Origin of the sequence: Pelagibacterium luteolum (assembly GCF_900100665.1) — a bacterium.
In the GTDB taxonomy this organism is placed as follows: domain Bacteria; phylum Pseudomonadota; class Alphaproteobacteria; order Rhizobiales; family Devosiaceae; genus Pelagibacterium; species Pelagibacterium luteolum.
Map to the genome: position 1 here is coordinate 39061 of NZ_FNCS01000006.1, position 23314 is coordinate 62374.

The window sequence follows — 23314 nt, forward strand, 5'->3', positions numbered from 1 at the left end:
CGCCGATGACCGAATTCCTCTTCCGAAGCGATGCCTATCTCCAGACCGCAACCGCCAATGTCGTGGCGATCACGTCCGACGGCGGGATTATTCTCGATCGCACGATATTTTATGCCAGCTCGGGCGGCCAACCCGGCGATACCGGCACGATCAGTGTGCCTGACGGCAGTCAATTCAGGGTCACGGACACCATCCACCCCGATGGCGACAAGACAACGATCGTGCACAAGATCGGCGACCATTCGCTCCAGCCTGGCGACAGTGTCGCCCTGTCGCTCGACTGGGAACGGCGGTACGCGCTGATGCGCACGCACAGCGCGCTTCACCTCCTGTCCGTCGTTTTTCCATTTGCCGTTACGGGCGGCTCGATCGGCGAGGACAAGGGGCGGCTCGATTTCGATATGCCCGAAGTGCCGGAGGATATCGCCGCCCTCGAAACCCGGCTGAACGACTGGGTCGCCGCCGACATGCCCATCACGACCGAGTGGATCACCGATGCCGAACTCGCGGCGGCTCCTGAGATGATCAAGACCATGAAGGTCAAACCGCCGATGGGCCAAGGTCGGGTGCGCCTGGTACGCATCGGTGACATCGACCTTCAGCCCTGCGGAGGCACGCATGTGTGCGCGACCGGCGAAATCGGCCCGCTACGCATCGGCAAGATCGAAAAGAAGGGCAAGCAGAACAGACGGGTCGCCCTTCACTTCGCCTGAACTCAGGTGAAAGGCGGCGCGAACAATAGCCCGCCGTTGATCCACAATGCGTTCTGGCCCCGCAGCAGCGCTGCATTCGAACCCGACCCAAAGTGGCGGGCATAGACCTCGCCATAGTTTCCGACCGCCGCGATCACGTCGCGCATCCAGGTGCGCCTTAAGCCCAGCGGCTCCCCGAGGTTGCCCTCAATACCGAGCAGACGCCGGATAGCCGGTGTCTGGGCCGCTAGCATCGATTCGATGTTCGAAGAGGTCACACCCAGCTCTTCGGCATTGACCAGAGCGAAAAGCGTCCAACGGACGATCGTCTCCCACTGCTTGTCATTGCTGCGGACGACGGGCCCAAAGGCCTCCTTGCTCAGACGCTCTGGCAGAATGTTGTGCGAGCCCGGTTCCGGCAGCGACCGACGCATGGCCTGCAGCCAGCTCGCAGACGCCGTTATCGCATCGCACCGCCCCGAGCGGTAGGCGATGGCAAGATCGTCGCGATCTTCATAAACGAGCGTATCGTAGGCGAGCTGGTTCTGAAAAAAGAACTCTTCCATGCGCATTTCCGCCTCGCTGCCCCCAGCGACGCAGACGGTTACATCCTCGAGTTCGAAGGCCGAGACAACGCCGAGGCTGCCCGGCACCATGAAACCCTGGCCGTCAAAAAAGGTGGTCGCCACATACGTCGCGCCATAGGACGTGTCGCGCGACATGGTCCATGGCGCATTGCGCGAGATCAGGTCGACCTCACCCATGGCGAGATGGGCGAAGCGCCCCTCCCCCGATAGCGGCCGGAATTCCACCTTCGATGGGTCCCCGAACACGGCAGCCGCCACGGCCCTGCACACATCAATGTCGAACCCTGACCAAAGCCCTTCCGGACTGATCTGAGCAAATCCCGGCAGCGGACTGGTCGCCGCGCAGGTGACATATCCGCGGGCTCGTACAGTTTCGAGGGTCGAGATGGTGAAGGGCGCAGCGGCTGGGGCGGCCTGATCCTGCGCATGGACAGTCCCGGAGGCGCCCAGTCCGAGCGTCAGCCAGAGGGCCGCGCTGGCCAGAATTCGCAAAGACCGAGATTTTGCCTGCAACATCAACGCGGCGAGGGCCGCTCCTCCATATACAGTTCCATATTGGCACGGCACGATCAGGGGTCAAGCCGAGGCGGGTATTGCTCCCATGGAAATGTCCTACGGCGGACGCAAGGTCGCGTCCGCCGTAGGTTGAAATTTCGAACCGCGCCTTTGGGCGATCCCAAGCAGTGTCTGCGTCTAGTGCAGGATCTGGCTGAGAAACAGCTTGGTGCGCTCGTGCTGCGGATTGGAGAAGAACGCTTCGGGCTCGTTCTGCTCGATGATCTGCCCCTGATCCATAAAGATCACGCGATTGGCCACCTGACGGGCAAAGCCCATTTCGTGGGTCACGCAGATCATGGTCATGCCGTCCTGTGCCAGTTGCACCATCACGTCGAGCACTTCCTTGATCATTTCCGGATCGAGCGCCGATGTCGGCTCATCGAACAGCATGATCTTTGGGTTCATGCACAGCGAACGGGCGATGGCCACGCGCTGCTGCTGACCGCCCGAAAGCTGACCAGGAAACTTGTTGGCCTGCTCGGGTATCTTCACGCGCTCGAGATATTTCATCGCTGACGCCTCGGCCTCGGCCTTTGGCGTGCCGCGCACCCAGATCGGCGCCAGCGTCAAATTCTGCAGCACGGTGAGGTGCGGGAACAGATTGAAGTGTTGGAACACCATCCCGACTTCGCGACGCACCTCATCGATGCGCTTGATGTCTGAGGTCAATTCGATCCCGTCGACAATGATGTCACCCTGCTGGTGCTCTTCGAGACGGTTGATGCAGCGGATGAGCGTCGATTTTCCCGAGCCCGAAGGTCCGGCGATGACGATACGCTCGCCCCGCATGACCTTGAGGTCGATGTCCCGGAGAACGTGGAAGTCGCCGTACCACTTGTTCATGTCGCGGATTTCGATGGCTACGTCGGTGTCCGACACTGTCATCTTGTTGCGGTCGGCCGCAGGGGCCTCCATGGTCGTGGTCATGGTCTATCTCCTGTGACCGGTATGAAGCCGGTCTTCCATATAGATCGAGTAGCGGGACATGCCGAAGCAGAAGATCCAGAATACAAAGCCTGCAAAGACATAGCCGGTCACGGCATCGGTAGGGAATTGCCAAGCGATGTCGGACCCTGCGGCCCGCACGGCGTTGAGCAGTTCGAAAATCCCGATGATCGACACCAGCGTCGTATCCTTGAACAGCGCGATGAACGTATTCACGATGCCCGGAATAACGTGCTTGAGCGCCTGCGGCATCACGATGAGCGCCGTGGTCTTGAGCTTGCTCAACCCAAGAGCTGACGCCGCTTCGCGCTGACCACTCGGGATCGCCTGCAGTCCACCACGCACCACTTCGGCCATATAGGCCGATTCAAAGAGCACGATACCGATAATGGCCCGCAACAAGACGTCAGGATTGGTCCCCTGCGGCATGAACAGCGGAAACATTACCGACGCCATGAACAGCACCGTGATCAACGGCACCGCGCGCCAGAGTTCGATGAAGGCAACGCAGAAGCCCTTGATGATCGGCAATTTCGATTGCCGCCCGAGGGCCAGCAGAATGCCGAGCGGTAGCGACGCAATGATGCCGATCAGCGAGATGATCAGCGTCAGCGTGAGCCCGCCCCAGTTCCGGGTGGGCACGACGTCGAGCCCGAAAACCCCGCCATACATCAGGAAGTAAGCAACGAACGGATAGACGCCGAAGAACAGGATGGCAGCGACCCGAGTAAACGGAACTTTCGGTACCAGCAGCGGGATCAGCAGGATGATCCCGATGATGAACATCAGATTGATGCGCCAGATCTCATCAGACGGATAAAAGCCGTAGATGAAGAAGTTGAACCGTGCCTGGATGAAAATCCAGCATGCGCCCACGCCTTCGAAACGACACGCTTCGCCGCGTAGTCCTTCGGGGTCGGTGAATACCGCATTGCCGATCAGGAAGCCGTAAGCCGGGATAACCGTCCAGATGATCAGCGCAATCCCGAGAAACGTGAGGATCGTGTTGCCGATGCTCGAGAACAGATTGGCGCGCATCCACGCGACGACGCCCGTCGTGTTGCCCGGAGGCGGCAGCGGCTCGGCCATCTGCGTGCGGACATAGCTTGGTTGGGAATGGCTCATCGTCTCAACGCTCCACCAGCGCAACGCGCGAGTTATACCAGTTCATGAACAGCGAGGTGATGAGAGAGAATGTGAGATAGACCGCCATGGTCAGCCCCACGATCTCTACCGCACGCCCGCTCTGGTTGATGGCCGTGCCCATGAACACATTGACGAGTTCGGGAAAGGCGATGGCAGCACCCAGTGATGAGTTCTTGGTCAGGTTGAGATATTGGCTCGTCAGCGGCGGGATGATGATCCGCAGCGCCTGGGGAATGACGACGAGCCGCAGCCGGTCGCTGTCTTTAAGCCCGAGCGCCGAGGCGGCCTCGACCTGCCCGTAATTGACGGCCTGGATACCGGCCCGGACGATCTCGGCGATAAACGCCGCCGTATAGACCACCAGACCCACGACGAGCGCGGTCAACTCGGGCGGGACGACAAAGCCGCCCGTGTAGTTGAAGCCCGTCAGCTCCGGAACGGAAAACGCCACCGGCACCTGCGCGATGAAATAGACGATGATGGTGGGGATGAGGATGATCCCGAGCATCGGCAACAGCACCGGCCGCCGTTCGCCCTTTTCCTCCATCTTGCGGATCTGCCGCCGACGCCAAAGGATCGCTCCGATCACAGCGACGACGAAGACGCCGAGCAGGATCAGAAAACGATCGTCGCTCTGGAGGAGCGGGAGATAGAGCCCGCGCTGGTTGAGAACGGCTCCAAGTGGCAACTCATAACTTTGCCGCACGCCCGGAAGCGCGTTCAACGCAAGGAAATACCAGAAGAAAAGCTGCAACAGCAAAGGCATGTTGCGCATGATCTCGACATACGCAGCGGCCAGCTTGCGGATCAAAAAGTTCGGCGACAGCCGTGCGATGCCGATGACGAAACCCAGCATCGTTGCCAGGATGATGCCGATTACGGCAACGAGCAACGTGTTGAGAATGCCTACCAGATAGACATCGAGATATGTCGATGTCCGATCGAACGGCAGCAGCGAGAAGCCGATATTGAAGCCGGCCGTCTGATTGAGGAAGTTGAACCCAGTGGAACGCCCCAGCGCCGCCAAATTGGTCGCGGCGTTCGATTGGAGCCACCAGATCAGCATCACCACGCCGATCAGGAGCGCGCCCTGATAGACGATGCCGCGTGCCGTTGGGTTGTAGAAAAGAGAAGCATCGATGCCGGACCGAGCAGGTTTGCCCGATCGCTTGTCCGTGACATCAGTCATGTTGGCCCCTTGACCCTGCCGGAAATCGTGGACGGCGCGCGGCTTATATCTGCCGCAGCTTCACGTCGGACCCGGGAGCGCCCGGGCGCAAAAGGCGCCCGGGCTAATGATGATCAGCGGTTAGCGGATCGGCGGAGCGTACATGACGCCGCCTTCAGTCCACAGATTGTTCACACCGCGGGGGATGTCGATCGCTGTTTCGGGACCAACATGGGTCTCGTACAGTTCGCCGTAGTTACCAACCTGGCTGATGATGCGGTAAGCCCAATCAGGCGAAAGGCCGATCGGTGTACCGAAATCACCTTCTACGCCGAGCAGGCGACGGATTTCGGGGTTATCCGAACCGAGCATCTCATCGACGTTTTCCGAAGTCACGCCCAGCTCTTCAGCATTGAGCATTGCGAACAGGGTCCACTTTGCGATGTTGAACCACTGAGTGTCACCCGAACGGACGGAGGGCCCGAGCGGTTCTTTGGAGATGATCTCGGGCAGGATGATGTGGGCGTCGGGATCAGGGAAACCCGAACGCTCTGCAGCGAGTGCCGAGGCGTCAGTGGTGTAGACGTCGCAACGACCATCGAGATAAGCCTGGACGACTTCGTCCTGGTTCACGAAAACGACGGCGTTGGAAAGATCCAGACCTTCGGTCGCAAAATAGTCGGCTGCGTTGAGCTCGGTGGTGGTGCCCGATTCGATACAAACCGCAGCGCCGGACAGTTCGGTTGCAGAGGTGATGCCCTCTTCTTCGCGAACCATGAAGCCCTGGCCGTCATAGAACATGGTGCCGGTGAACGTGATGCCGAGGTCGGTATCGCGGCTCATGGTCCATGTCGTGGTGCGCGACAGAACGTCGACGTTACCGTTGGCAAGGCTTTCGAAGCGGGTCTGCGAAGTCAGCGGCGTGTAACGGACTGCCTCGGAGTCATCGAAAATCGCTGCGGCCATGGCACGGCAGAAATCGACTTCAAGACCGGTCCAGTTGTTGTTGTCGTCTGGGAACGAGAAGCCGGGGACACCCTCAGTCACACCGCACTGCAGGTAGCCACGCTCGGTCACTTCGTCGAGCAGCTGCGCGAAAGCAGCAGTCGACGTGGTGGCAACGGCGGCGGCCACTGCGCATGTGATCATTAGTTTTTTCATAGGTTTGCCTTTGTTTCCTAACCCTTTGATTACGGTGACGCATATTTTCGCGCCCCGCACTTGGCTCCATTGCGATGGAGCAGCAGCGCCCTATTGCCATCGGGCGCATTGCTGTGCAGCATCGAAGCCCATATTGGTTGGTTGCGTCAAGGCCAAAACAGATAAGAAAATAGCCAACCTGCCGTTCACGCCTATTTTAGCAGCAACAGCGCTGACCTATTGTGCTGCCAGACCCCGGAATACGATGAAAGACAACGCAGATTCTCGCCCGTTCGCGCCAGGAGCCGAAACGGTTCTGACACATGGCGGACGCGACCCGTCAGCCCAGCACGGTTTCGTCAATACGCCCGTCTATCGCGGCAGTACGGTCATTTTCGAGACGCTGGCGGACGCTGAGGACGCGCGCATTCGCTATCGCTACGGACGCCAGGGCACGCCCTTAACCGACGGGTTTGAAGCCATCGTCACCCAATTGGAGGGTGCTGCTGGAACGGTTTTGACCCCATCGGGCGTGTCGGCAATTTCCTTGTCACTTCTTACGTGTTTGTCGGTAGGTGACGAAGTTTTGATCACCGATTCGGTCTATGAGCCCACCCGCATCTTCGCCGATACTGTCTTGAAGCGTATGGGCGTCACCGTCCGCTACTTCGATCCTCGAATCGGCGCCGGTATCTCCAGCCTCCTTAGCGACGCCACGCGGGTCGTTTTTCTCGAAAGCCCTGGGTCCCTTACCTTCGAAATCCAGGACCTGCCCGCCATAAGCGCGGCCCTCGAGGATCGTGACATCACGATCATTATCGACAATTCCTGGGCGACACCGCTGTTCTACACGCCACTCGCGCTCGGCGCTGACATCGTCGTCCATTCGGCGACAAAGATGTTTGTGGGTCATTCCGATGTGATGATGGGGACGGCCTCGGCCAATGACAGGCACATGGACGCGCTACGCGCGACCCACCGCACATTGGGGCTTATCGCATCACCAGACGACACTTACCTTGCCACGCGCGGCATGCGCACGCTCGGCGTGAGGATGCGCGAACATGAGCGGCGAGCGCTCGACCTGGCGGCATGGCTCAACGAGGATTCTCGCGTCACCGTCCTCCACCCTGCCCTGCCCGATCACCCCGACCATGCAATCTTCAAGCGTGATTTCACCGGCTCGGGCTGTCTTTTCTCTTTCGTGCTACCCCCGGCGCCGCGCGAGGCTGTCGCTGCGCTTGTCGATCACATGGCGCTGTTTGGCATGGGCTATTCGTGGGGTGGTTTCGAGAGCCTTATTCTGCCCTCACGCCCGGCGCGCATACGCACGGCGGTGCCATGGACGGATCAGGGCAATCTCTTTCGCGTGCATGTCGGTTTTGAGGATTTCAACGACCTCAAATCCGACCTTGCCTCGGGCCTCGATCGCTATTTCAGCACCGCCGGAATGTGACGACGGCGCACCCAGCGCCAAAGTGGCTTGAAGGCTGTAAACATGCGGTAGTTGACCTTACCGTGCTCCATCCGCATCCCCCAGTTGCGGGTGACGAAGTAGTCACGCACGAGAATTGCCGAGGCCAGTCCAACAAAAGACCCCGCGATCACATCTGAGAGATAGTGGTCGCCAACCACGATCCGGCTCAGTCCGATTCCCAGCCCGAACGCGATTATCCAGCCGTTGAACCGGCGATTGGTCAGGGTCCGCAGCATGAATGCAAACGCCAGAGCCGTCGTTGCGTGCCCTGAGGGAAAGCTGTGAAAGCTCCAATCGATGATCTCGAACGGTTTTAGGTACAACACCCCCAGTTCGTCGAGATACATCGGCCGCGCGCGCCCGATAATGCGCTTGAGGATCACAACGACGATGCCGGAAAAGGCTATCGTGGCAAAGATATACCCCGATATCGACCCCAGCCCCGTCAGCGCCCAGCGCCAGCTATAGCTCAACTTCAGTCGAAGCGCCGCAAGGCAGAAGAGACCAGCAATCAGCGTGGGAAACAGCATCCAGTCCGATTTTCCGAAATCGGTCAGGAAAGCGAAAAATGCCCGCTCGCCCTCAGGCCAGGCGGCCAGCGCATGGAGAACCGGGGCGTCGAGAAGCACGGCTATGGCGAGGAGGCCGATAATGGTCCAAAGCGGCCACCAAAACAGAACTTTTGCCTGCCGGTGCCGCTCGCGGACGGCATGAAACCAGCGGACGCTAAATGTGTCTGGGGAAAGCACGAATTGTCGTCCTCGAGATTTTCTTGTCAGCTTGGACCGAGACCCCGGTAACATGCCTTGCCCTATGATGAAAGAATGTGTATCGCAACACCCGTGACCAAGTCGGGGTATAGCTCAGCCTGGTAGAGCACTGGTTTTGGGAACCAGGGGTCGCAAGTTCGAATCTTGCTGCCCCGACCACGGTCACGAAAAACGCTTATGGGCAAAGTGGACACAATGGTTGCACGCATCTATCGCCCTGCCCGCAACGCCATGCAGTCGGGCAAGGGCAAGAGCCAGGATTGGACGCTCGTCTTCGAGCCCGAGCAGCCACGGTCCATCGATCCGCTTATGGGCTACACCTCCTCGTCCGATATGAAGCAGCAGGTCAAGCTGCGCTTCGATACGCTCGAAGAGGCGGAAAATTACGCGCGCCGCGAAGGTATTCCCTACGTCGTGCAGCCCGTGCAGGAACCGACCATCAAGAAGGTCAGCTACCCCGACAATTTCCGCTACGACCGCAAGGTGCCCTGGACCCATTAGGGCCTGGGCTATATGGACACCTATCTTCTGATCGTCCTCGGCGGTGCCGCCGTCGCTGGTTTCGTACAGGGTCTTTCGGGATTCGCGTTCGCGCTGGCGAGCCTGTCGATCTGGGCCTGGGCCGTCGACCCCGCGCTTGCCGCACCCATGGCGGTGTTCGGTTCGCTGGCCGGACAATTGGTTACGCTTCCTCTGGTCGGCCGCCATTTCAATATCCGCGCTACGCTTCCCTTCGTTATTGGCGGGATCATCGGCGTGCCGCTCGGCATCTGGCTGCTGAGCGTCTTCGATCCCCTGGGCTTCAAGCTCGCGCTGGGAATATTCCTCCTCCTCTATTGCCCGGCCATGCTGTTCGTCCCCCATGATTTCCGCCTCACAATCGGCGGCAAATGGGCTGATGGCGTATCGGGCTGGCTGGGCGGCATTCTTGGCGGTCTTGGTGGCATGGCGGGGCCGGTCCCTACGCTCTGGTGCACCTTGCGCGGCATGGACAAGGAGACCCAGCGCGGCATCATGCAGGGATTCAACATCTCCATGCATGTCACGACGCTGACTGGCTATTTCCTTGCCGGCTCCATCATAACCGGCGAAACGCTTCGCCATTTCGGGCTGGTTGCCGTGGCCCTCGTCATCCCGTGCCTCTTTGGCGCGACCTTATTCAAGCGCCTCGGCACGCGCGCCTTTCGGCGCGTCGTACTCATGCTGCTGTTCCTGTCCGGCCTCGTCCTCACGGCGTCCAGCCTACAGACGCTGCTGCTCTAGACTACGGGCGCCCGGGCAAACCCTTTGAGCAGAATGGGTCCTGTCGGTCGTCCGGTCGGCGAACCACCCTCGGGCTCGACGGTGATCTCATAAAGCTGGTCCGGCTGCGGTGCGGGCAGATCCGGCCCACCCAGAATGAGTTCGCGCGCTTCCTGGAACGTGCCGAGCGAAACGGGGCCCGTTTCTGCGTCGGGCAATGTCCACATCTCGAGCGTCGAGTTCGGCGGCGCGATCAACGCTTCGAGCGGAATGATGCGGATACTGTCGTCATCGAACGCCTCGATAATCGCGCCCGGCGCCATGTCATCGCTGAGCAGCACGGCCACGACGAGCGGCGCCTGCCCCTGCTGCGGCGTCTGTAAGCTTTGGCCGCTGAAAAACCCAACACCCAATGCCAAGGCGACGGACGCAGCCATGCCCGCCCAGCGCGGCACGCCGAAGACACCAGGCTTGGTATTCGTGTTCGCAGCGGTAAGCACCTGCTGCTGCCCCAGCGCGCTATCGATGCGCCCCCAAAGGCCAACGGGAACGGGCTCAGCCGAAACCGTATCATCGAGCGCCTGAAAATGGGTCTGCAATGCAGTGACGGCGCGCAGCAGTTCGGGCTCGCGCGTCAGCCGCTCTTCAAAGCGGGCACGATTGGCGCTGTCCATCTGGCCCAGCACGTAATTGGCGATGTCATCGTTGTGATCGGACCTGGTGTTCATCCGAGACACTCCTGCAATGCGATCATGCCGCGCCGAATCCAGGCTTTCACCGTTCCCAGCGGGGCATCGAGTTTTGCGGCGACCTCCCCATGCGTCAGGCCGGTGACGTAGCAGAGAAGAATCGCCTTGCGTTTTGTTGCGTCCAGTTGGGCGAGACACCCCTTGAGCGCGTGCCGTTCCGGCATCAGTTCATAGGCAGTGTTGGCTTCCCCGACGCGGTCGCCCATGGCATCGAGCGTTTCGCCATCGACGTGATCCACCCGTCCAGAATCACGCAAAAGGTTGAGGGCGCGATTGCGCACGATCCGGGTGATCCATCCCCGGGCCTGGCCATATTTGGGATCGTACTGGCCCGCCCGCTGCCAGATGGCGACGAACGCATCCTGCACGACCTCCTCAGCCAGATCGGGACGCCTGACGATTCGACGCGCCACGGCGATCAACCGTCCGGCTTCGAGGCGAAAGAGCTCTTCGAGCGCGGACTTATCGCCGTCAGCGATGGCTAAAACCAGACTATCTACTGCCATCGGCGCGGCTGTATCCGTCATCGATCCCCCCTTCTGGTTGCTCCTTTCTGCACACCTTACACATCGGGAAGTGTTCCAGATGCAAAAAAACAAAAAAGTCATCCGCCTGGGTGCATCCAGATCGCTTTGTGGCGTGTTGGGCCAGTGTAACCATCATGCGCTCCGTCATCGGCGGAGGGCACAAGACTTTGAAAAACCAGGAGAACATTATGACTTACCGTGTTTTTGCCCAAGCCGCCCTTGTTGGCACGAGCTTTCTGGCCCTTAGCGGCGCCGCCCTTGCCCAGTCTGCTGTCGGCCTGGCCGGCGACAAGACTCTCGTCATGATCGACACCGAATCCCTTGCCGTCGAAGGCATGATGGAAGTCTCTGGCGTCGACACACTTTGGGGCATCGACCAGCGTCCGGCTGACAATATGCTTTATGGCGTGGACCAGGACTACAATATCGTCACGATCGACCTTGAGTCTGGTGAAGCGACCGTCGTCTCCACCATCACCGAAACCATCGGTGGCGATTATTCCATGGTCGACTTCAACCCGGTCGCCGATCGCCTGCGCTTCATGGGTTCAGACGGCACCAACCTTCGCATCAACGTTGATACCGGCGAAACCACGGTCGATGGCGACCTGAACTTTGCCGAAGGCGACGAAATGGCTGGCATGGACTTCACCGTCGTCGCTACGGCCTACACCAACTCGGTCGGCGCGCCTGAAGCCACTGCGATGTACGACATCGAGTGGAACAACCTCGCTCTCCTGCAGCAGACTGCTCCCAATGACGGCACGCTGGAAACACGCGGCATGCTCGGCGTCGATTCCGTCGACGGCATTGCGTTTGACATCTTCGCTGAAGAGATCGACGCAAACACTGCCTATCTGGTCGCGAACATGACCCTTCACACTGTTGATCTCGAATCCGGGGCAGCAACCGAGGTTGGTCCCATCGAAGGTCTTGACGTTGTCCTCCGCGACATCGCATTCCTTCATGAAGGCATGTAATTTCTGCACTCTGCGGATACGGAAAGGGGCGGCTCAGGCCGCCCCTTTTTTTCAACTGATCGCGTCGACTAGCGTCCTAATGGCGTCCAACGGCTGTCATCCTGGCTCGATTTCACCGCCGCCATGATGAACTCCATGCCCTCGACGCCATCCTCGAGCGTCGGCAACAGCGCCTCGAACTCCGCCCCATCGCCCCGGATCACGGCGGCGAACTGGCTGTAGAGCGTAGCAAAAGCTTCTAGATAGCCCTCGGGATGGCCTGACGGTATCCGCACGCCCATGGCGCCGGCAGCCGTGCCATCAATCGCGCCGCCACGCGTCAGCAGCTGCTTGGGTTTTCCGAACTCGGTGAACCACATGTAATTGGGGTTGTCCTGCCGCCACTCGATGCCGGCCTTTTCGCCATAAACGCGCAGCTGCAGTCCGTTTTCACAACCGACCGCCACCTGGCTCGCCCACAGCATACCCTTAGCTCCGCCCTCGAAGCGCAGCATGATATGGACATTGTCATCGAGCTTGCGTCCGGGAACAAACGCATCGAGGTCGGCTGACACCGCGCTGGTCTTGAGCCCGGTGACGTAGCGCGCCAGATTATAGGCGTGCGTTCCGATATCTCCGATCGCCCCGCCTGCGCCCGATTTGGACGGATCGGTGCGCCATGCCGCCTGCTTGTTCTCGTCACCGGCTTCGACGGCAAGCCAATCTTGCGGGTACTCCACCTGCACGACGCGGATCTTGCCCAGAGCCCCGGAGTTCACCAACTCCCGTGCCTGCCGGATCAACGGATAGCCCGTATAGTTATGCGTGAGCAGAAACTTCGCGCCGTTCGCCGGTTTGATGTCCCGCAAGGCATAGGCGTCATCGATGGTCGAGGTCAGCGGCTTGTCGCAGATAACGTGGATGCCCGCCTCGAGAAACGCCTTGGCAGGCGCGAAATGCATGTGGTTGGGCGTGACGATCGCCACCGCCTCGATCCCATCCTCTCGCGCTGCTTCCGCCCGCGCCATCTCGGCGAAGTCGGTATAGACGCGATCGTCGGCCAACCCGAGATTTTTACCCGATTCCTTTGCCACCTCAGCCCGCGACGAGAGCGCACCCGCCACAAGCTGGAAATCGCCATCGAGCCGCGATGCGATGCGATGCACGTAGCCAATAAAGGCCCCCGTCCCGCCCCCGACCATGCCGAGCCTGATCGGCCGCTTTCCGTTTTCTGCCATCTCGATAAACTCCTCTAATCCAGGCCCAGCATCTTCCGATTGGCCGCCCGGTCTGTACCGGCGCCCGCAAAATCATCGAACGCCTTTTCGGTCACGCGAATAATGTGGTTGGCGATGAACTCCGCCCCTTCACGCGCACCGTCTTCGGGATGCTTGAGCGCGCATTCCCATTCGAGCACCGCCCAGCCGTCGAAATCATAGGCGGCGAGTTTGGAAAAGATCGCCGCGAAGTCAACCTGTCCGTCGCCCAGCGAGCGGAACCGCCCTGCCCGGTCGATCCAGCTCTGGAACCCGCCATAAACGCCCTGCCGCCCCGTTGGGTTGAACTCGGCGTCCTTGACGTGGAACATCTTGATCCGCTCGTGGTAGATGTCGATGTAGTCGAGGTAATCGAGCTGCTGCAAAACGAAGTGGCTCGGATCGTAGAGCAGATTGGCCCGGGCGTGATTGTTCACGCGCTCGAGGAACATCTCGTAGCTGATCCCGTCGTGCAGATCCTCGCCCGGGTGAATCTCATAACAGACATCCACGCCCGCTTCGTCGAACGCATCAAGGATCGGCGTCCAGCGCCGCGCCAGTTCGTCGAACGCTTCTTCCACCAGCCCGGCCGGACGCTGCGGCCACGGATAGATATAGGGCCAGGCCAGAGCACCCGAGAACGTCGCGTGCGCGGTGATACCCATATTTTGAGAGGCTTTGGCCGCCCATTTGAGCTGATTGACGGCCCATTCCTGCCGCGCCTTGGGGTTGCCGCGCACTTCAGGCGCCGCAAACCCATCAAAGGCTGAGTCATAGGCCGGGTGAACCGCGACCAACTGCCCCTGCAAATGCGTCGAGAGCTCGGTGATGGTGATCCCGTGCTTGCCGGCGATCCCCTTGAGCTCGTCGCAATAATCCTTGGACTCGGCTGCCTTTTTCAGATCGATGAAGCCCGACACCCAGGTGGGAATCTGTACGCCTTTGTAGCCGAGGCTTGCGGCCCATTTGCAGATGTTGTCGAGCGTGTCGAACGGCGCCGTATCACCAGCGAACTGCGCCAGGAAAATAGCCGGACCCTTGAGGGTGCGCATGTGAATCTCCTCCTTTAAATTCAGGACTTTCCAAAAATTGTACCCGCCAACGCTCCGTCCCGTAAGCGGCTCATGACGTACGTGCGTCACTGAAATCGTTTACAGCCTATCGTGGTGCCGACCACAGTCAAGCGCCCGAAACAATCGCGGCGCATGCCTTCCCCCAAAGACATGCGCCGCGCCGGGAGGAGCTCGTGAAAAACTAGACCAGCAGCGCCTGAGCCTCCACGGGTCCAAGCGCGTCGGGGCGTTCGCACGTCGTCGTCAGCGTCACCGCCGCACCCAACTCCGCCGATTTCAGGATCGACGTCATTACGTCCACCCCGTGAAGCGTGGTGTCGAGCGAGCATCTGGGCTTGCGGCCCGCATCGATCGCCAACATCATGTCGGCGAGGCCCGCCGTCCGGTAGTTGGCGAAGGCCGGCCCATTGGGACGCTCCCAATTGGCGATGCCCAGCGGATGCTTCCAGGGCTCGACCACATCCCGCACCCCATTGCGACGCGCCAGCACCAGCTCGCCCCCGAAGAAATTGGGATCGGGCACGTAGAGCGACCCCTCGCTGCCGTAAATTTCCATATTGGAATGCTGATGCGCCTCTACGTCCCATGACGCACCCAGCGTCACCAGAGCACCGTTGTGGAACTCCAGCACCGCGTGGATGGTGGTCGGCGTCGTCACCTCGACATACTCGCCCTTGCGCGGCTCGCTCGAAATCTCCCGCCGATCGCGGGGCGTCGACGAAAACGCCGTGACCCGTTTCACCGGCCCGATCAGATTGATCAGGTTCGCAACATAATAGGGCCCGATATCGAGTACCGGCCCGGCGCCGGGCTTGAAGAAAAAGTCGGGGTTGGGGTGCCAGTGCTCGAGCCCGAAGCTCATCACATGGCACGTGCCCGACGTCACCTTGCCGATCGCGCCTTCATCGATCAGTGCACGCGCCTGCTGATGCGCACCGCCCAGAAACGTATCGGGTGCGCAGCCGACCTGCTTGCCGGCATCGTTGGCCGCCTTGCGCAAGTCTTCGCCCTCTTCGAGCGTCAGGACCAGCGGCTTTTCCGAATAGGCGTGCTTTCCGGCCGAGATGATGTCCTTGGACACGCGGTAGTGCGCATCCGGAATGGTGAGATTGACGATCACGTCGATCTCGGAATTCTTCAGCAGTTCGTCGGGCGTCTGGGCCGCGACGTTGAATTCCTCGGCACGCGCCTTGGCAGCCTCGGGCATGATGTCGGCAACAGCACGCACCTCGATGCCTTTGAACAGTGGGGCGAGCTTGAGATAAGCCGCCGAAATATTGCCGGCACCCAGAATGCCGACGCCGTGTGTCTTGCTCATGGTCTTGGTCCTAAAGCGACTTTGCTGTCGCGATCGAGCGCGATGCGAAGCGTTCGAGATCGTTGGGATTGTCGTGTTCCATGACGAAATGGGTAGCCTTCGTCTTGGATTTGAGGGTCGAAAACAGGTCCTTCCAGGGCACTGTCCCGTGCCCCAGATCGGCCCAGCCGTCCTCGTCCTTGGCTTCACCTTCCGGCGCTATGTCCTTGAGATGCGCGGCAACGATGCGCTGTCCGTGCTTTTCGATCCAGGCGTTCGGATCGTTTTCTCCGCGCACCACCCAGGCGACGTCCATTTCCCAATCGATATCGGGGGCGCCCTCAAGGATGATGTCCATCGGCAACCGACCGGAATCGGTGGGCCAGAATTCGAAATGGTGGTTATGCCACCCGAACCCGAATCCCTGATCCTTATAGAACTTGCCCAGTTCGCCCAGTTCAGCGGCAAGGCTGACCCAATCGGCTTCGGGCTGCTTCCACTTGTCGTGGGGAATGGCCGGGCAAAACAGCGTCTCCACGCCGATGACCCTTGCCGCCTCGGCGGTCTTGGCCTTGTCGCGTAATTGATCGATGCCGAAATGGCCCGTCGGCATGGTCAGCCCATTGGCGTCGAGGTCGGCGCGCAGGGCGGCCGGGTCGGCGTAAAGCCCGCCATAGCCTTCGACCTGTTTGTAACCGAGGCGTGAAAGCAGGGCCAAGGTATCACTCAGCGGCGGGAAATTGCGCGCGCTGTAAAGCTGGAAGGAAAAATCGGTCACTGGATACTCCTAGATGCGTTCGCCGCTGGCGGCGTCGAAAACCGACGCGCGGGCGGGATCAAAGCCGAGCCTGATCTTCTGGCCGGGTTCGAGATTGAGTTCGGCGTCGGCCCGGAAGGTGAATTCCTGCGTCCCGATGCGTGCCCATGCGATGGTGTCCGAGCCCATCGGCTCGACAATCTCGATTTCACTCTCGAAATTGACGGGAACCGCGTTGGCAGCCTCGCCGACCAGCACGTGTTCTGGCCTGACGCCGAGAATGGCGTTGGCGTTGAGCGCCTCGTTGCCTGGCTGAAAGGCGTAATGATCGATGGGGAGCGTCACGCCATCTGCGACGAACGTCCGGCTCTTGAGATCGCCCTTGATGAAATTCATCGCCGGCGACCCGATGAACCCGGCCACGAACAGATTGACGGGACGGTTGTAGATTTCATGGGGCGTATCGAGCTGCTGGATGATGCCGTCACGCATGATGGCGATACGATCGGCCAGCGTCATGGCCTCGATCTGATCGTGCGTCACATAGATCATCGTGTTTTCGAGCCGCTGGTGCAGCCGTTTGATCTCCACCCGCAAATCGGCACGCAGTTTCGCATCGAGGTTGGACAGAGGTTCGTCGAAGAGGAACACGTCGACGTCCCGTACCAGCGCCCGCCCGATCGCCACGCGCTGGCGCTGGCCACCCGAGAGGTTAGCCGGCTTGCGGTCGAGCAAGGGCTCAATCTGGAGCATTTCCGAAGCGCGCTTGACGCGCTTGTCGATCTCTTCCCTGGGCAATCCGGCGACGCGGAGTCCAAAGGAAAGGTTCTTGCGCACCGTCATCTGCGGATAGAGCGCGTAGGACTGGAACACCATGCCGATGCCGCGGTCCTTGGGTTCTTCCCAGGTGACGTTCTTGCCCGAGATGTAGATCTGGCCGCCCGTGACATCGAGAAGGCCGGCGATGCAGTTGAGCAGGGTCGACTTGCCGCAGCCTGAAGGCCCGAGCAGCACGATGAACTCGCCATATTTGACGTCGAGGTTCATCTCCTGAAGGACCTGCACCGATCCGAAGCTGAGAGAGAGATTCCGGATCGATACGGACGTCTTTGTATTGTCTATCATTTTTCTTACCCTTTGACCGCACCGGCTGCGACGCCGCGGACGAACAATCGTCCTGAGACGAAGTAGACGATGAGCGGCACGAGGCCGGTCAGCATCGTGGCTGCCATGTTGACGTTGTACTCGGGCGTGCCCTGAGCCGAATTGACGATGTTGTTGAGCTGCACTGTCATCGGCAGGTTCTGCGTTCCCGCAAACACCACCCCGAACAGGAAGTCGTTCCAGATGCCTGTCACCTGAAGGATCAGCGCAACCACGACGATCGGCAGGCTCATGGGCAACATCACCTCAAAGAAGATGCGCCAGAACCCGGCTCCGTCCACACGTGCCGCCTTGAACAGTTCGGGCGGCAACGAGGCGAAATAGTTCCTGAACAGCAAGGTCAGGATGGGCATGCCAAAGATGGTGTGCACCATGATGACCGCTGGGATCGTACCGAAAATACCCATTTCGCGCGTCAGCATCACCAGCGGATAGAGCATCACCTGATAGGGGATGAACGAGCCGAAGATCAGCACGGCGAAGAAGATTTCCGAGCCCTTGAACTTCCAGTTGACCAGGCCATAGCCGTTCACGGCCGCGACCGCTGTCGAGATGATCACCGAGGGGATCAGAATCTTGATCGAATTCCAGAACCCGGGGCTCAGCCCCTGGCAGGTCAGGCCCGTACAGGCCGAGGACCATGCCTTGCTCCATGCCTCCCCCGTGAACTCGATCGGCGGCGCAAAGATGTTGCCGAAGCGAATTTCGGGCATCGTTTTGAACGACGTCGTGATCATGACGTAGAGCGGGAAGAGATAATAGAGACACGCCACGAACAGGATCGAGTAGAGGATGATCCGCCTCGGCGTGAAGAACGGCTTGGGCCGCGGCCCGTGTGGTCCGTCCAGAGTGATATCGGTTTTGACCGCGTCGAGCGCGACGTTGGTTGAAAGCGTGGCTGGGTTGCTCATGACTTCTTCCCCCGTCCGCCAAATTCGAGATAGGCCCAGGGAATGATGATGATCATGACCGTCAGCAGCATCATGGTCGATGCGGCCAGGCCCTGACCGATATTTCCGGCCGTAAACATGTAATCGTAGACGTATTTCGCCGGCACTTCGGACGATATGCCCGGACCACCCCGCGTCAGCGCCACGACAAGATCATAGAGGCGCACGATACCGGAGCCGGCCAGCACCACGGCTGTGACGAGCACGCCGCGCATCATCGGCAAGACGATGAACAGATACGTCCGCCATGTGGGAATGCCGTCGACCCGCGACGCCTTCCAGATTTCCTCATCCACCCCGCGCAAGCCGGCCAGCATCAGGACCATCATAAAGCCCGTGCCCTGCCAGAGCCCGGCAATCAGCAAGGCGTAGATCACCATGTCGGATCGCGCGATCCAGTCGAAGGTGAACCAGTCGAAACCCAGATTGCGCATCGTGCCCTGAAGGCCGAGCGTCGGGTTCATGATCCACTGCCAAACCAACCCCGTCACGATGAAGGACAGAGCGAAGGGGTAGAGCATTATGGTCCGGAAGGCGCTTTCAAAGCGGATCTTCTGGTCCATCAAAACGGCGAGCAGGAAGCCAATGACAAGGGTAAAGGACAGCGAAAAAACGCCATACCAGATCAGGTTCCAGACCGAGACGTTCCAGCGCGACGTACCGAACAGGCGCGTGTACTGGTCGAGCCCGACAAAGGTCCCTGTCGGCAGAAGCCTTGAGTTTGTGAAGGAATAATAGATCGTCCAGAGCGTGCAGCCGATGAAGATGACTAGCACGGTGACGATCATTGGGGTCGCGGCGATCTTGGCGGAGATATTGCGGGTGAACAACTGGCGCACATAACGCGCCGTCCCCGACTCCTGCCTTTCGCTGGCTGAAGCGTCAGTCAAAACAATTGCTCCCGTTCGAGGGGGTGCGGTCGGTTAGAGGAGGAAGTCCGACCGCACCCTTGGGCTCTAATGCATCGTCAGAAAGGGCGCTTAGTCGGCGCTCTCGATGATCGAAGCATAGCGCTCGATGTAATCGTCGACAGAGATGTTGTCGTTGTCGATGAACTCGATCGAGAGATCCTGGAGCTGCTGCTGGGTGTCGCTCGAGAGCGAGAAGTCACCAGATGGCAACAGACCGTTGTCGAGCAGCGGGATGGCTTTCTGCATGCACGCATTGGCGCTCGAGAGATCGATGTCGGTACGGATCGGCATCGAACCCTTCACGAGGTTGAAGGCGAGCTGTGCATCGGGAGAAATCAGCAGCCGTGCCAGTTCGGTCTGAGCTTCGATCACTTCCGGATCCGTCCCATCGGGAAGCACGGGGAAGTAGAAGCTGTCGCCACCACCGGTGAGCTGATCGTTCAGGCCAAGGCCGGGCAGACATTCGTAGTCTTCACCGGGCACACCACCGGCAATCTGCAGATCGCCCTGCAGCCAGTCGCCGTGGATATTGCCGGCAGCCGTACCTTCGAGGAGCTGGTTGCCGACGTCACCGAAGGCAGGAACCATCATGTCCGGGCTCACGACCGAACGCAGAGCGTCGAGCGCCTCTGCAACACGACGGAAATCTTCGCCACGGACGGCTTCGACATCCTTGTCGCGGTTGATGGCAAGGACGAGATCGGAGCCGCCGATACCGGCCATCAGCACGCCCGGGACGCCCGAGATGGGCCAGCCGGTTGCGAGACCGAACGGCAGGATGCCGGCGTCCTGAAGTGCGGGCCAGCTCGCGACGTATTCGTCCCAGTTTGTCGGGACCGGCTCACCGATTTCTTCGTAAGCAGCCGTGGAGAGCCACAGCCAATCCCATGAGTGGATATTGACCGGGAAGCAGTAGATGCGGCCTTCATACGTGCAGGGCTCGAGCAGGGACTCGTCGACGTAGAAGTCGCGAATGCCCATTTCGTCGGCGATGTCTGTCAGATCGCGCATCAGGCCGGCCTGGATCAGTTCCTCGGCATCGCGGCCGGTATTCATCTGGGTGGCGCCCATCGGATTGCCGCCGATAATGCGGCTGATAATCACGGGGTTGGCGCCAGTACCCGAACCAGCAAGCGCACCGTCGACCCAGGTATGGCCAGTTTCTTCTTCGAAGACGCGGGCAAATTCTGCAACCGCTGCGGCTTCACCGGCGGATGTCCACCAATGGGTCACTTCGAGGTTTGCCGCCGACACTGCGGTCGTCGACATCAAGGCAGCCGCAACCGATGCGGCCACTGCAAATCTTTTCATAGTCATCCCTCCCAAGGGGTTTTTCCTCACAGGCGGCTTGGCCGCCTCTCCTCCATCTCCGTCCCGTGGCTCCTCAACGCACGGTTCCTCGACACGAAAATGTAATCGATTACAAAACCGCAGCAAGACTGGGTTGAAATCGATTACAAGCATCTCATGTCATTATGAAATCGATGTCAAGAGGTCATGCGACCAAAGTCGAATACCGGTGGACATCTCCCTCCAAGCCTTGGCCACCGGGCCATACGAAAAGGGCGGCCATCAAAAGATGGCCGCCCTTCCCTGGAACAACTATTCAATATTTCGCGATCAAGCGGCCTGGCGGGCTCGATTGGCGCGCTGCTTTTTGCGGTTACGCTGCGAAGCGGCCTTCATCGGATCGAAGGGCTTCTTGGCGCCCTGCCCCTGACCGGCCGGCTTGTTGTTCGACTTGGCGCGATTCTGGGTGCGCTTGGCCGGATTGCCCGGAGCCTTGCGCAGCGGACGCTCGCCGCCTGCCGTCGTAATCGTGATGCCGGTCAGGCGCTCGATATCGAGCAACAGCCCGTACTCGTCACCAGCCACCAGTGCGACTGCCAGCCCTTCGGCACCCGCACGCGCCGTACGGCCAATGCGGTGGACGTAGTTTTCGGCAACCTGGGGCAGCTCGTAATTATAGACGTGGCTCACGCCCGGAATATCGATACCGCGCGCCGCGACGTCGGTCGCCACCAGAACGCGGATTTCACCGGCACGGAACGATTTGAGCGTACGATCGCGCTGACCCTGGCTCTTGTTGCCGTGGATCGAACCCGTAGCGAAGCCCGCTGCCTGAAGCGATTTCGAAAGCTTTTCAGCCCCGTGCTTGGTGCGCGCGAAAACCAGCGACAGCGATTCCTTATCGGCACCGAGTAGCGTCTTGAGCAGCGAAAGCTTGCCACCCTGGTCCACGAAATGTGCGCTCTGGGTGATCTTGTCTGCGGTCTTGCCAGGCGTCGTCACCTGAACGCGCACCGGATCGGACAGATAGGCCGAAGCGATTTCGTTCATCTGCTTTGGCATCGTCGCCGAAAACAGCAGAGTCTGGCGCGGCTGGCCCACGAGGCGAGAGATTTCGCGCAGCGCGTGGATAAAGCCCAGATCGAGCATCTGGTCGGCTTCGTCGAGCACCAGATATTTCGCCGAATCGAGACGCAGCGCTTGGCGCTTCACCAGATCAAGCAGGCGGCCCGGCGTTGCAACGACAATGTCGCTGCCGAATGCCAGTGCCTTGATCTGCGTGCTGATCGCCATGCCGCCGACCACCGAGTTCACCTTGATCGGCGTGTTGCGCGTAAACGAGCGCAGGTTCACGGCGATCTGGTTCACCAGTTCGCGGGTCGGCGCGAGGATCAGCGCCTTGCAGGTTTTGGGGTCTGGCTTGCCACCGGCAGCCATCAGGTGCTGGATGATCGGCAGGCCGAACGCGGCGGTCTTGCCGGTGCCGGTCTGAGCCAACCCCATAATGTCGCGCCCTTCGAGCACGAGCGGGATCGAGCGGCTCTGGATCGGTGTCGGTTCGGTGAACTCGAGCGTGGCCAGGGCCTTGAGAATGTGAGTATTGAGGCCGAGGGCCTGAAAGTCGGTCAAATGAGATCCTTTGCGGCCCACCTCTCGCGGCGAGCCTACATACAAAAAAGCCTTTGCGCCGCGACCATTAGAGGGCGCGCGCGTGGCGTTGCGGTTGCAGTTCCGGCCATACCGTAGCGCCACATTGCGCTAAAGGCGTCGGACCTGTCAGAACCCCGCGTGATTTGGGAACTTGGTTGAAATATGCCGGCCTTTGATGTGCGCTGGAAGCGACACGGCTGCTCACGCGGCAGCGCTCGGCATGGCGCTCATATCGTCTGTTATGGCCGCAAAGTCAAGCCGATGCTGCTTTGATCGGGTTTCTCACCTGACAAAGCATCCATTTTGCGCTAGATGGCGCCTCACGGCCCCGTAGCTCAGCTGGATAGAGCAGTAGCCTTCTAAGCTATTGGTCACAGGTTCGAATCCTGTCGGGGTCGCCAGCTATTCCTCGTTTTCGGGCAGCGACAATTCCGCGAGCGCGGCCATGTCGGCGGGCATCGGCGTATCGCCGGCCTCGATTCCATTCTCGCTCAGGATGAAGGCCACCAGATTGGCGTAGGTCTCGTCGCTCAATGCGCCCGGGCGATCGGGCGGCATGGCCGAAGCGGTGAACCCGAACAATCCCGCAACCCCGATCGGATACCATTTCTCGCGGAAGTAGAACCCGACGAGCGGCGGGCCGCCGAACTCACCGTCATTGAGATTGGCCCCGTGGCAATCCTGGCAACTCCGCACATATTCCCGCTGGCCGCTCGCAACCTGCTCCTGGGTGAAGCTCACCATCTGGCCGGCATCGTCTGTTGCGGCGGCGCCATCCTGCGCATTTGCCGTGCCCCAGGCGCCCCCTGCCAGCAGCACGAATGCTGCCGCCGATCCGAAAATTGCGCGGTAACCCATATCCTGCTCCCAAAAGTCGGCGCCGCTCCTCAAGAACTCTCCACGGCGCAAAACCAATCCTGACTTAATAAATTCAAATGGGCAATAGCAGCTGATCATGTCGTCAAACGTCGTCCTGCTGTCCTGTATTGACGTTGTTGCAACAAGG

Annotated in this window: 23 protein-coding genes and 2 tRNA genes; 7 read left to right on the forward strand and 18 right to left on the reverse strand. The window is 60.1% G+C overall.

The features are described from left to right. The first annotated feature begins 5 nt into the window (after positions 1-5). Positions 6-713 (forward strand): alanyl-tRNA editing protein, encoded by a 708-nt coding sequence (locus BLR31_RS11410; RefSeq protein WP_090596352.1) that lies wholly within the window; start codon positions 6-8, stop codon positions 711-713. 2 nt (positions 714-715) lie between these two features. On the opposite strand, the gene BLR31_RS11415 is transcribed toward BLR31_RS11410, so the two are convergent. The 5 genes from BLR31_RS11415 to BLR31_RS11435 all read right to left on the reverse strand — a co-directional run bounded on the left by BLR31_RS11415 (position 716) and on the right by BLR31_RS11435 (position 6257). Next, the gene (locus BLR31_RS11415; protein ID WP_090596355.1) at positions 716-1795 is read right to left on the reverse strand and encodes an amino acid ABC transporter substrate-binding protein; all 1080 of its coding nucleotides are present in this window, start codon (positions 1793-1795) and stop codon (positions 716-718) included. Between the two features lie 177 nt (positions 1796-1972). Further along, positions 1973-2764 carry an amino acid ABC transporter ATP-binding protein gene (locus tag BLR31_RS11420; protein WP_090596358.1) on the reverse strand — a complete coding sequence of 264 codons (792 nt, stop codon included), beginning with the start codon at positions 2762-2764 and terminating at the stop codon, positions 1973-1975. 3 nt (positions 2765-2767) lie between these two features. Further along, positions 2768-3907 carry an amino acid ABC transporter permease gene (locus BLR31_RS11425; RefSeq protein ID WP_090596361.1) on the reverse strand — a complete coding sequence of 380 codons (1140 nt, stop codon included), beginning with the start codon at positions 3905-3907 and terminating at the stop codon, positions 2768-2770. 4 nt (positions 3908-3911) lie between these two features. Then, positions 3912-5117, reverse strand: a complete 1206-nt coding sequence (locus BLR31_RS11430; RefSeq protein ID WP_090596364.1) for an amino acid ABC transporter permease — start codon at positions 5115-5117, stop codon at positions 3912-3914. Positions 5118-5237: 120 nt separating this feature from the next. Then, positions 5238-6257, reverse strand: a complete 1020-nt coding sequence (locus tag BLR31_RS11435) for an amino acid ABC transporter substrate-binding protein (RefSeq protein ID WP_090596367.1) — start codon at positions 6255-6257, stop codon at positions 5238-5240. Positions 6258-6501: 244 nt separating this feature from the next. Between BLR31_RS11435 and metC the strand changes: the two genes are divergently transcribed. Continuing rightward, positions 6502-7692 carry a cystathionine beta-lyase gene (gene metC / locus BLR31_RS11440; RefSeq protein WP_090596371.1) on the forward strand — a complete coding sequence of 397 codons (1191 nt, stop codon included), beginning with the start codon at positions 6502-6504 and terminating at the stop codon, positions 7690-7692. Here metC and BLR31_RS11445 read toward each other — a convergent pair. Beyond that, on the reverse strand, positions 7668-8462 hold the full coding sequence (locus tag BLR31_RS11445) for a phosphatase PAP2 family protein (protein ID WP_176762627.1): 795 nt from the start codon (positions 8460-8462) through the stop codon (positions 7668-7670). The two genes, metC and BLR31_RS11445, sit on opposite strands and share 25 nt — an antisense overlap. Before the next feature lie 103 nt (positions 8463-8565). Here BLR31_RS11445 and BLR31_RS11450 point away from each other — a divergent pair. From BLR31_RS11450 to BLR31_RS11460, 3 genes are all read left to right on the forward strand, one after another. Further along, a tRNA-Pro gene (locus BLR31_RS11450) sits at positions 8566-8642 on the forward strand. 36 nt (positions 8643-8678) lie between these two features. Then, entirely contained in the window at positions 8679-8984 is a 306-nt protein-coding gene (locus BLR31_RS11455; protein ID WP_090596767.1) for an ETC complex I subunit, read from the forward strand. Between the two features lie 12 nt (positions 8985-8996). Further along, a complete protein-coding gene (locus BLR31_RS11460) occupies positions 8997-9746 on the forward strand; it encodes a sulfite exporter TauE/SafE family protein (RefSeq protein ID WP_090596376.1) in 750 nt (249 codons plus the stop codon). On the opposite strand, the gene BLR31_RS11465 is transcribed toward BLR31_RS11460, so the two are convergent. Beyond that, the gene (locus tag BLR31_RS11465; RefSeq protein ID WP_090596379.1) at positions 9743-10453 is read right to left on the reverse strand and encodes an anti-sigma factor; all 711 of its coding nucleotides are present in this window, start codon (positions 10451-10453) and stop codon (positions 9743-9745) included. The two genes, BLR31_RS11460 and BLR31_RS11465, sit on opposite strands and share 4 nt — an antisense overlap. Then, positions 10450-11001: a sigma-70 family RNA polymerase sigma factor gene (locus BLR31_RS11470; protein ID WP_090596381.1), complete on the reverse strand. Its 552-nt coding sequence runs from the start codon at positions 10999-11001 to the stop codon at positions 10450-10452. Before BLR31_RS11470 ends, BLR31_RS11465 begins: the two co-directional genes overlap by 4 nt. A 188-nt stretch (positions 11002-11189) precedes the next feature. Between BLR31_RS11470 and BLR31_RS11475 the strand changes: the two genes are divergently transcribed. Then, positions 11190-11981, forward strand: a complete 792-nt coding sequence (locus BLR31_RS11475) for a DUF4394 domain-containing protein (RefSeq protein WP_090596770.1) — start codon at positions 11190-11192, stop codon at positions 11979-11981. A gap of 68 nt (positions 11982-12049) precedes the next feature. Here the strand turns inward: BLR31_RS11475 and BLR31_RS11480 are convergent, their stop codons facing one another. The 9 genes from BLR31_RS11480 to BLR31_RS11520 form a co-directional block, all read right to left on the reverse strand. Then, positions 12050-13198, reverse strand: a complete 1149-nt coding sequence (locus BLR31_RS11480; RefSeq protein ID WP_090596383.1) for a Gfo/Idh/MocA family protein — start codon at positions 13196-13198, stop codon at positions 12050-12052. A gap of 14 nt (positions 13199-13212) precedes the next feature. After that, the gene (locus BLR31_RS11485; protein ID WP_090596386.1) at positions 13213-14268 is read right to left on the reverse strand and encodes a sugar phosphate isomerase/epimerase family protein; all 1056 of its coding nucleotides are present in this window, start codon (positions 14266-14268) and stop codon (positions 13213-13215) included. 202 nt (positions 14269-14470) lie between these two features. After that, complete coding sequence (locus BLR31_RS11490) at positions 14471-15607, reverse strand: Gfo/Idh/MocA family protein (protein ID WP_090596389.1); 1137 nt, start codon at positions 15605-15607, stop codon at positions 14471-14473. A 10-nt stretch (positions 15608-15617) separates the two neighbouring features. After that, a complete protein-coding gene (locus BLR31_RS11495; protein ID WP_090596392.1) occupies positions 15618-16364 on the reverse strand; it encodes a sugar phosphate isomerase/epimerase family protein in 747 nt (248 codons plus the stop codon). A 9-nt stretch (positions 16365-16373) separates the two neighbouring features. Further along, positions 16374-17468 carry an ABC transporter ATP-binding protein gene (locus BLR31_RS11500; RefSeq protein ID WP_090596395.1) on the reverse strand — a complete coding sequence of 365 codons (1095 nt, stop codon included), beginning with the start codon at positions 17466-17468 and terminating at the stop codon, positions 16374-16376. A 5-nt stretch (positions 17469-17473) separates the two neighbouring features. Then, positions 17474-18418 carry a carbohydrate ABC transporter permease gene (locus BLR31_RS11505; RefSeq protein ID WP_090596398.1) on the reverse strand — a complete coding sequence of 315 codons (945 nt, stop codon included), beginning with the start codon at positions 18416-18418 and terminating at the stop codon, positions 17474-17476. After that, a complete protein-coding gene (locus BLR31_RS11510; RefSeq protein ID WP_425287239.1) occupies positions 18415-19296 on the reverse strand; it encodes a carbohydrate ABC transporter permease in 882 nt (293 codons plus the stop codon). Before BLR31_RS11510 ends, BLR31_RS11505 begins: the two co-directional genes overlap by 4 nt. 141 nt (positions 19297-19437) lie before the next feature. Further along, entirely contained in the window at positions 19438-20679 is a 1242-nt protein-coding gene (locus BLR31_RS11515) for an ABC transporter substrate-binding protein (RefSeq protein WP_244505032.1), read from the reverse strand. A gap of 309 nt (positions 20680-20988) precedes the next feature. Then, positions 20989-22287, reverse strand: a complete 1299-nt coding sequence (locus BLR31_RS11520; protein WP_090596777.1) for a DEAD/DEAH box helicase — start codon at positions 22285-22287, stop codon at positions 20989-20991. 345 nt (positions 22288-22632) lie between these two features. Here BLR31_RS11520 and BLR31_RS11525 point away from each other — a divergent pair. After that, a tRNA-Arg gene (locus tag BLR31_RS11525) sits at positions 22633-22709 on the forward strand. A gap of 1 nt (position 22710) precedes the next feature. Here BLR31_RS11525 and BLR31_RS11530 read toward each other — a convergent pair. Then, a complete protein-coding gene (locus BLR31_RS11530) occupies positions 22711-23166 on the reverse strand; it encodes a c-type cytochrome (protein ID WP_176762628.1) in 456 nt (151 codons plus the stop codon). Positions 23167-23314 lie beyond the last annotated feature (148 nt).